This is a genomic window from Nocardioides panacihumi (assembly GCF_039530925.1).
GTDB lineage: Bacteria > Actinomycetota > Actinomycetes > Propionibacteriales > Nocardioidaceae > Nocardioides > Nocardioides panacihumi.
This window is the reverse complement of the sequence record NZ_BAAAPB010000008.1, coordinates 337,281-345,984: the sequence shown is the minus strand read 5'-3', so window position 1 is coordinate 345,984 and position 8,704 is coordinate 337,281. Positions and strand designations below refer to the sequence as shown.

At 70.2% G+C, this 8,704-nt stretch carries 6 protein-coding genes; 3 read left to right on the top strand and 3 right to left on the bottom strand.

All coding sequences use genetic code 11. The features are described from left to right. Window positions 1–117 precede the first annotated feature (117 nt). Genes ABD205_RS22575 through ABD205_RS22565 form a run of 3 tightly spaced genes read right to left on the bottom strand, consistent with a single transcriptional unit; the run spans window position 118 to window position 5,025 of the window. On the bottom strand, window positions 118–2,460 hold the full coding sequence (locus ABD205_RS22575) for a GcvT family protein (protein WP_344048892.1): 2,343 nt from the start codon (window positions 2,458–2,460) through the stop codon (window positions 118–120). Window positions 2,461–2,497: 37 nt separating this feature from the next. After that, window positions 2,498–3,400, bottom strand: a complete 903-nt coding sequence (locus tag ABD205_RS22570) for a phosphotransferase (protein WP_344048891.1) — start codon at window positions 3,398–3,400, stop codon at window positions 2,498–2,500. Next, on the bottom strand, window positions 3,400–5,025 hold the full coding sequence (locus ABD205_RS22565; protein WP_344048889.1) for an amino acid permease: 1,626 nt from the start codon (window positions 5,023–5,025) through the stop codon (window positions 3,400–3,402). Before ABD205_RS22565 ends, ABD205_RS22570 begins: the two co-directional genes overlap by 1 nt. A gap of 161 nt (window positions 5,026–5,186) precedes the next feature. Here ABD205_RS22565 and ABD205_RS22560 point away from each other — a divergent pair, with 161 nt between their 5' ends. Genes ABD205_RS22560 through ABD205_RS22550 form a run of 3 tightly spaced genes read left to right on the top strand, consistent with a single transcriptional unit; the run spans window position 5,187 to window position 8,701 of the window. Continuing rightward, window positions 5,187–5,930, top strand: coding sequence for a FadR/GntR family transcriptional regulator (locus tag ABD205_RS22560; RefSeq protein WP_344048887.1), 744 nt, complete (start codon window positions 5,187–5,189; stop codon window positions 5,928–5,930). Between the two features lie 33 nt (window positions 5,931–5,963). Beyond that, the gene (locus ABD205_RS22555) at window positions 5,964–7,343 is read left to right on the top strand and encodes a glutamine synthetase family protein (protein WP_344048885.1); all 1,380 of its coding nucleotides are present in this window, start codon (window positions 5,964–5,966) and stop codon (window positions 7,341–7,343) included. Further along, entirely contained in the window at window positions 7,343–8,701 is a 1,359-nt protein-coding gene (locus ABD205_RS22550) for an aldehyde dehydrogenase family protein (RefSeq protein ID WP_344048883.1), read from the top strand. The genes ABD205_RS22555 and ABD205_RS22550 overlap by 1 nt, the downstream gene beginning before the upstream one ends. The last annotated feature ends 3 nt before the right edge of the window (window positions 8,702–8,704 follow it).

Sequence of the window (8,704 nt, the reverse complement as noted above, 5' to 3'; positions counted from 1 at the left end):
ACCGCCGACTACCAACTCGACAACGGCACCTGGACCCCCGTCAACGGCACCGTCACCCGACACGGACCACCACAACAGCTCACCATCAAGTCCGCCACCCCGACCCTCGTCGGCTGATCAGCGCACCGGCGCCCGCAGCGAGAGGCGCGCCGGCACCGGCGTCCCGGCCACGTCGACGGACCACGACGCCGCGTCGAGCCTCTCCTGGCTCACGGGCCACCCGAGGACGTAGCCCAGGCCGACCGCCGCGCCGACCGTGGCGCCCCAGGCCCCGGAGGTGACCTGACCCGCCGGCTCGCCGTCGGCGAGCAGCAGCTCACCGCCCCAGAGCATGACGTCGGGATCCTCGACGACGACCGAGAGATAGCGACGCGCCGGCTCGCGGCCACTCTCGCCCAGTGCGGCCGACCTGCCGAGGAAGTCCTTCTGCTTGGACAGCGCGAAGGACAGCCCCGCCTCGCGCGGTGTCACGTCGGGCGTGAGCTCACGGCCGAACACCCGCCGGCCCAGCTCGATCCGCAGCGCGTCGATGGTGTTGTAGCCCGCGTCGACGGCACCGGCCGCGACGACCCACTCGTAGACCGGCACCGCCTCGGCGTTCGGCACGAACAGCTCCCAGCCGACAGGGTGGGAGTACGCCGAGCGCAGCACGATCGTGCCCTCCGGCAGCACGTCGGGCACGGCCGCGGCGGGCCCGAAGACGCCGATCACCGCGTACTCGTCGGTCACGTCCCTGACTCGTGCGTCGAGCGGCAGGTGGCGGCGCAGATGGTCGAGGTCGCGGTATGTCGTCGCAGCGGACGAGACCACCAGAAACTCCTCGGCACCGAGACGCGTGACGGTCACGTCGGCCTCGTAGCCACCGCGCTCGTTCAGCCACGGCGTGTAGACCGACGCACCGACCGGCACGTCGACGTCGTTCGCGCAGACCCAGTCCAGCCCTTCCAGCGCGGAGGATCCGCTGACGACGTACTTGCTGAATGATGTCTCGTCGAACACCGCGGCGCTGGTGCGGCATGCACGCTGCTCGGCGATGCAGGCCGTGAGCCAGGTCGGCTTGCCCCAGGAGTAGTCGAGGGTCGCAGGACCGAAGACCAGTGGTCGCTCCCACCCGTTGCGGGCGCCGAAGAGCGCGCCCTTCGCTGCGAGCGTCGTGTGGAGTGGCGAGACCCGCTGCGGGCGAGCGGTCTCGAACTCCCGGTTCGGCCAAGGGATCTCGTAGTGCAGCCCGAGGGTCTCGACCACCCGGCCACGGAGGAACGAGACGTCGTTCTGCCACGGCCCGAAGCGGCGTACGTCGACCCCGACCAGGTCCTGCTGCGGGGACCCCGCCACGATCCACTCCGCGAGCGCCTTCCCCGCGCCACCGGCTGACGCGATCCCGACCGAGTTGAACCCGCAGCCCACGAACAGCCCCGCGACCTCCGGGGTCTCCCCGAGCAGGAACTGGTTGTCGGGCGTGAACGACTCCGGCCCGTTGTAGAACTTCCGGATCCCGGTGTGCTCGAGCGCCGGGATCCGCAGCAGCGCCTGCTCCATGAGCACCGAGAAGTGCTCCCAGTCCTCCTCCAGCAGCTGGAACTCGAACGGGTACGGGATCCGGTCCGGCGCCACCCACGGCTTCGCGTCCGGTTCGAATCCACCGACGACCAGGCCGCCGACCTCCTCCTTGAAGTAGGTCCAGCCGTCCTGGTCCCGCATGATCGGCAGGTCAGGGTGCGTCCCGGCGACCTGCTCGGTCACCACGTAGAAGTGCTCGGCCGAGTGCAACGGGACGATCGCGCCCACACTGTCGCCCAGCGCCTTCGACCACTGTCCGGCGCACACGACCACGATCTCGGCCTCGACGTCGTGCCGCTCACCGGCGACGTCCGTCCGCACCCCCGTCACGCGTCGGCCCGCCGGGGTCTCCGCGACCTCGAAGCCGAGCACGCGGACCTTCTCCACGACGCGCGCCCCGCGCTGCCGGGCACCCTTCGCCAGCGACTGCGTGAGGTCGGACGGGTTCACCTTCCCGTCCCCGGGCAACCACAACGCGCCGAGCAGGTCCTCGACCTGCATCGGTGGCCACAGCTCCCGAGCACGAGCGGGCGAGATCAGCTCCGCCTCGAGCCCGTACGCCGCCCCGTTGGCCGCCGTCCTGGCGAGCTGGACCATCCGGTCGGGGGTGCGCGCGAGCACGAGGCCGCCGACATTGCGGTAGCCCGTCGCCAGCCCGGTCTCGGCCTCCAGCGAGGCGTAGAGCTCCGCCGAGTAGCGCACGAGTGCGGTCCCGCTCTCGCTCGCGCGGAGCGGGCCGACCAGCCCGGCGGCGTGCCAGGTCGTGCCTGACGACAGCCGCCCCTGCTCGAGGAGCAGCACATCGGACAGGCCGAGTCTGGTCAGGTGGTAGGCGACCGAGCACCCCACGACCCCGCCGCCCACGATGACGACCCGGGCCCTCTCGGGCAGCGACGTCATGACCTCCTCCTCAGCAGGCCGCGCTCTGGGCACGAGCTCACGCGACGGCCGCCAGCAGCCGCGGGAAGTCGTCGGCGCCGAAGATCGCCCGCGCCTTCTCGAACCGCTCCATCCCCCACCCCCAGAAGTCGAACTCGATAGGCGACGCCGCCGCCTGGATGAAGCCCCACAGCGACCAGCCGTAACAGCTGCACAGCGACTGCAGCCGCACCCGCGCGAGGTCGGCCGCGGTCGGCGGCCCGAAGTACGCCTCGACCCATGCCTCGGCCTGCTCGCGCGTGAACCCGCACTCGGTCACCGTGTTGCCGAGCTCGAAGCACGCGTCGTTGTTCCCGGAGTACTCGTAGTCGATCAGCCAGATCCGCTCCCCGTCGTCGAGGAAGTTCGCGGCGAGGAGGTCGTTGTTGCACGGCACTGTCGGGCGCGCGGTCGCGGTCAGTGCCCGGCGTACCTGCTCCCAGGCGTCGGCGTACGCCTCGTAGCCGGCCGGCAGGGCGAACCCACGTTCCCTGATCGTCGCGAGGTACGCCGCCTGGCGGGCGAACATGTCGAAGTCGCCGGTGAACCGTGGGCCGGCGTGCAGGCGCCGCACGGCCGCCGCGGCCCGGTCCAGGACCGCGGCGTCCGCGAACGAGTCGTCGGTGAGCGCGTCGGCGTGGAGGTACTCGATGACGAGCATGCCCAGGTCGGGGCGGTACTCCACCACCGGCGCCGCGACGCCGGCCTCGGCGGCGGCCGCCGTGTTGGCGCGCTCGGCGTCCCGGTCGATGCCGAGCAGGTCCGCGCCCGCCTGCGAGCAGCGCACGACGAGGTCGAGCCCCGGGGTGAGGCCGTCGTCGGTGGTGACCCGCAGGTTGGTGTTGGTCAGACCGCCCGGCAGCGGCGAGACACGCCAGGACCGCCCCGCCAGCACGGCGAGGCGGTCCAGCGCGCCCGTCATCAGACAGCCGGCTCCGGTCGCAGAGGCGGCTCGGCCGGGGGCTCGGGCTCGTCGATCGTGTGGATCGGCCCCTTGAACCAGTTCTTCACCGAGACCGACCACCAGATCGTCAGCAGGACGAGCGCCCCCAGGGTGACGATCGGCGCATAGTTGACGAACTTCCACGAGAAGTTGCTGTTGCCCGGCACGCCGCCCGGCACCGTCGGGAGCATCAGGTAGACCGAGACCACGATGATCTCGACGACCGCGACGATGTTCATCCACTTGTACTTGCGGCCGTTGTTCCACGCGCCGACCTGGAACGAGTCACCGTGGCGCCAGCGCAGGAAGATCGGGATCGCGAACGAGAGGTAGAGGCCCTGCACCGCGATCGAGGTGACGGCGAAGAACGCCGTCGGCACGATGATCGGTGCGTCCGCCGTCCCGATGTTGACCTTGATCAGGGCGGGCAGCGTCACGATCGCCGCGAGCACCGCGACGGTGACCACCGCGTTGGCGGGGACCCGCGACGGCGTCAGCCGGCGCAGGAACCCCGAGGCCGGCAGCGCGTGGTCACGGCTGAACGCGAACGTCATCCGCGACGCGGACGTCAGGCAGGACGTGGCGCAGAAGAACTGCGCCGAGGCGGAGATGAAGAGCACGATCCCCGCCCAGTTGCTGCTCATCGCGTTGTTGAACAGGTAGCCCACGCCGCCTCCGCCGACGCCGGCGTAGTCCGGCTTCCCGTCGGAGCCGTTCGGGATGGCGAACGTGACTGCAAGAAGCAGGATGTAGCCGCCGACCGCCGAGTAGAAGATCGACTGCCAGATGCCCTTGGCCGCTCCCATCGCCGCGCCGGCGGTCTCCTCGGAGAGGTGCGCCGAGGCGTCGAAGCCAGTGATCGTGTACTGCGTCAGCAGGAACGAGAGCGGAAGGATGATGAACCAGAAGACCCCACCGGTGGTGCCGCCGTCGTGGAACCCGGAGTTGTTGAAGCGGTCGGTGAAGACCTGGTTGACGCTCATGTGGTGGTCCGGGACGAAGACGAGGATCAGCACGATCGCGGTCGCGCCGACGACGTGCCACCACACCGACACGTTGTTCATGACCGCCATCAGGTGGCCGCTGAAGATGTTCAGCACAGCCGTCGCCACGAGGACGATCAGGAACGTGATGAACACGCGGGTGAGCGAGTAGTTCGCCTCGTACGACGACGAGAACGTGCTGATCGTGAGGTCGATGAACGTCGCGCACCCGTACGCCACGCCGGCGGTCACGGCGACCAGGCCGATCCAGTTGAGCCAGCCGGTGTAGAAGCCCGCCCGGGGGCCACCGAGCTTCGAGGCCCACCAGTAGATGCCGCCCGACGTCGGGAAGGCCGACACCAGCTCGGACATGGTGAAGCCGACGATCAGGATGAAGACGCTCAGGATCGGCCACGTCCAGGCGACGGCCGAGGGTCCGCCGTTGTTGATCGCGGCGGTGTAGTTGGTCAGACAGCCGGCCAGGATCGAGATGATCGAGAACGAGATGGCGAAGTTGGAGAAGCCCGACCAGCTGCGGGCGAGCTCCTGCTTGTAGCCGAGCTGTGCGAGATGTGCCTCGTCGTCGAGGTGTTCCTCGACGAACTCATGTCCTTCAGGCATGCGGATCTCCTGCGAGTCAGTGGGGTCGCACCGAGTTGGCAACGGACGCTAGACCTGCGAGGACGGGGTGTAAACAGGTGACGAAGAATTTGGTATGAACTCAGACCATAAATATCCCGAGAGTCGTTGACGACCCCCTGACCACGGAAGAGACTGCCGCCATGACCCCCGCCCCCGAGCCGTTCGCGACGGCCCTGCCGGCGAACCTCCTGCGCCCGGTCCGGGGTCACCACGCCTTCGAGGCCTGCGTCGAGCAGCTCGCGACCGCCATCCGCCTGGGCGTCTACCCCCTCGGCAGCACGCTCCCGCCGGAGCGCGACCTGGCGGCACAGCTCGGCGTCTCACGCGCGACGCTGCGCGAGGCGATGGCCGCTCTGCGCCAGGCCGGGCTCGTGCAGACGACCCGCGGGCGGGGCGGTGGGACGGTCGTCACCCTCAAGCCGCCCACCCCGTCGGCCCGCGCGGCCGCCCGGACGACGCCGGAGCAGCGCGCCGACTGGCTCGACTCACTCGCCTTCCGTCGCATCATCGAGCCGGGGGCGGCAGCGATGGTCGCCGAGCTGGGCGTCGACGGCGAGGCGCGCGCGCAGCTCCTGGCCGCCCACGACGAGGTCGCCGCGGCGACGAAGCCGGCGCAGTATCGGCAGTCGGACTCGCGCTTCCACCTGACGATCGCGGCCCTGACGGGATCACACCGTGTCATCGAGGCGGTGACCTCGGTCCAGGCGACGCTGCACGAGATGCTGCTCGCCATCCCCCAGCTCGACACGAACATCGCCCACTCCGACGACCAGCACCTGGCCGTCGTACGCGCCATCCTCGACGCACGCCCCGACCGCGCCCGTCGGGCGATGGAGCAGCACTGCGACGACACGGCCGCGCTGTTGCGCGGTCTGCTCACCTGACACCCGTCCCGACGAAACAGCCCGAGGAGCGCCGTGCCCACCCTTCGCAACGACCGGCACCTGTCCATGAGCGACCTGCTCAGCGACATCTCCGGCGCCGCCATCGACACCGTGATCGTCGCTTTCACCGACATGCAGGGCCGCCTGCAGGGCAAGCGCCTGCACGGCCGCTACTTCGCCGACCACGTCGTCGGGCACGGCACCGAGGGCTGCAACTACCTGCTCGCCGTGGACGTCGACATGAACACCGTCGGCGGCTACGCCATCTCGTCCTGGGAGCGCGGGTACGGCGACATGGAGTTCGTCCTCGACGAGCGGACGATCCGCCGGCTCACCCACCTGCCCGGCACGGCGATGGTCCAGTGCGACCTGGTCTGGCCACCCCAGGACGGGGAGACGCGGGCGCCTGTGCTGCAGTCCCCGCGCGCGATCCTGACGCGTCAGCTCGACCGCGTCGCCGAGCGGGGATGGACGGCGCTGGCCGGGACCGAGCTGGAGTTCATCGCGTTCGAGAACACCTACGAGGAGGCGTGGGAGTCGGGCTACCGCGACCTGACGCCGGTCAACAACTACAACGTCGACTACTCCATCCTCGGCACCACCCGCATCGAGAGCCTGCTGCGAGCCATCCGCAACCACATGTACGACGCCGGGCTCGATGTCGAGGGCGCCAAGGGCGAGTGCAACCTCGGGCAGCACGAGATCGGCTTCCTCTATGCCGACGCGCTCACCACCGCCGACAACCACGTGGTCTACAAGAACGCCGCCAAGGAGATCGCCGCCCAGCAGGGTCGGGCGATCACGTTCATGGCGAAGTACAACCAGCGCGAGGGCAGCTCCTGCCACATCCATCTGTCGCTGCGCGGCGACGACGGGTCGCTGCTGTTCTGGGACGACGGGCGCCGTACGCCGCTCTACGACCACTTCGTCGCCGGCGTGCTGGCGACGATGGCCGAGCTCACGCTGCTCTACGCGCCCAACGTGAACTCCTACAAGCGCTTCGCCGACGGCTCGTTCGCGCCGACGACGATCGCCTGGGGCGAGGACAACCGCACCTGCGCGGTCCGCCTCGTCGGCCACGGGGCGGGCGCCCGGATGGAGAACCGCGTCCCCGGTGCGGACGTGAACCCCTACCTGGCGCTCGCCGCGATGATCGCCGGCGGCCTGCACGGCATCGACGAGCAGCTCCCTCTGCCGGAGGCGCTCGTCGGCAACGCCTACGTGTCGGGGCTCCCCAAGGTGCCGAGCACTCTCCTCGCCGCGCGCGACCTGTTCGCCGCCTCCGAGATCGCTCGCAAGACCCTCGGCGACGAGGTCGTCGACCACTACGTCAACATGGCCGACGTCGAGCTGGCCGCCTACAACGCCGCGGTCACCGACTGGGAGCTGCGTCGCGGTTTCGAAAGGATGTAATGAGCACCGTCCACACCGTCGTCAACCCCGCCACCGCGCAGCCGCTCACGGAGGTGTCACTGGCGTCCGTCGAGGACACCGACGCGGCGATCGTCGCCGCGCACGAGGCCTTCCGGCGCTGGAAGACGGTCTCCCCCGGCGAGCGCGCGACCCTGCTGCGCCGCTTCGCCGCGGTCGTGGACGCGCACATCGACGAGCTCGCCGAGCTCGAGGTGCGCAACGCCGGGCACACGTGGGGCAACGCCCGCTGGGAGGCCGGCAACGTCCGTGACCTGCTCAACTACTACAGCGGTGCGCCGGAGCGGATGACCGGCAAGCAGATCCCCGTCGCCGGCGGCGTCGACATCACCTTCCACGAGCCGCTCGGCGTCGTCGGCATCATCGTCCCCTGGAACTTCCCGATGCCGATCGCCGCCTGGGGCTTCGCGCCGGCGCTCGCGGCGGGCAACACGGTCGTCCTCAAGCCCGCGGAGCTGACCCCGCTCACGGCGATCCGGATCGGTGAGCTCGCCCTCGAGGCCGGGCTGCCCGAGCACGTCCTCACGGTGCTGCCCGGAGCCGGCGTCGTCGTCGGAGACCGCTTCGTCACGCACCCGCTGGTCCGCAAGGTGTGCTTCACCGGCTCGACCGCGGTCGGCAAGCGGATCATGGCCGGCTGCGCCGAGCAGGTGAAGAACGTGACGCTCGAGCTCGGGGGCAAGTCCTCGAACATCATCTTCGCCGACGCCGACCTCAGCGCGGCGGCCGCCGCGGCGCCGTACGCCGTCTTCGACAACGCGGGGCAGGACTGCTGCGCCCGCTCCCGGATCCTCGTCGAGCGCAGCGCGTACGACGACTTCGTCGCGCTCCTCGAGCCGGCGGTGACCGGCCTGCGGGTGCTGGACCCGGCTGACGAGGCCAGCGAGATGGGACCGCTGATCTCCGCGACCCAGAAGGATCGTGTCACCGGCTACCTGGACGATGTCGAGGTGGCCATCGAGGGCTCGACCCCGGGCGGCGCCGGCTTCTGGGTGCCGCCGACCGTCGTCGCCGTCGACGACCCGGGCGCGCGGATCTGGCGCGAGGAGGTCTTCGGGCCCGTCGTCGCGGTGATGCCGTTCGACGACGAGGCCGACGCGATCGCGAAGGCCAACGACACCGAGTACGGGCTGTCCGGCTCCATCTACACGAACGACCTCGGCAAGGGGCTGCGCGTCGCCCGCGGCGTCCAGGCCGGCAACCTCAGCGTCAACTCCAACTCGTCGGTGCGCTACTGGACGCCGTTCGGCGGCTACAAGCAGTCCGGCCTCGGCCGGGAGCTCGGCCCCGACGCGCCGTACGCCTTCACCGACGAGAAGAACGTGTTCATCGCCCACTGAGCG

Excerpts from the sequence above, each read along its gene's own strand:
- ABD205_RS22575 (WP_344048892.1), bottom strand. The coding sequence starts at position 2,460 with ATGACGTCGCTGCCCGAGAGGGCCCGGGTCGTCATCGTGGGCGGCGGG.
- ABD205_RS22570 (WP_344048891.1), bottom strand. The coding sequence starts at position 3,400 with ATGACGGGCGCGCTGGACCGCCTCGCCGTGCTGGCGGGGCGGTCCTGG.
- ABD205_RS22565 (WP_344048889.1), bottom strand. The coding sequence starts at position 5,025 with ATGCCTGAAGGACATGAGTTCGTCGAGGAACACCTCGACGACGAGGCA.
- ABD205_RS22560 (WP_344048887.1), top strand. The coding sequence starts at position 5,187 with ATGACCCCCGCCCCCGAGCCGTTCGCGACGGCCCTGCCGGCGAACCTC.
- ABD205_RS22550 (WP_344048883.1), top strand. The coding sequence starts at position 7,343 with ATGAGCACCGTCCACACCGTCGTCAACCCCGCCACCGCGCAGCCGCTC.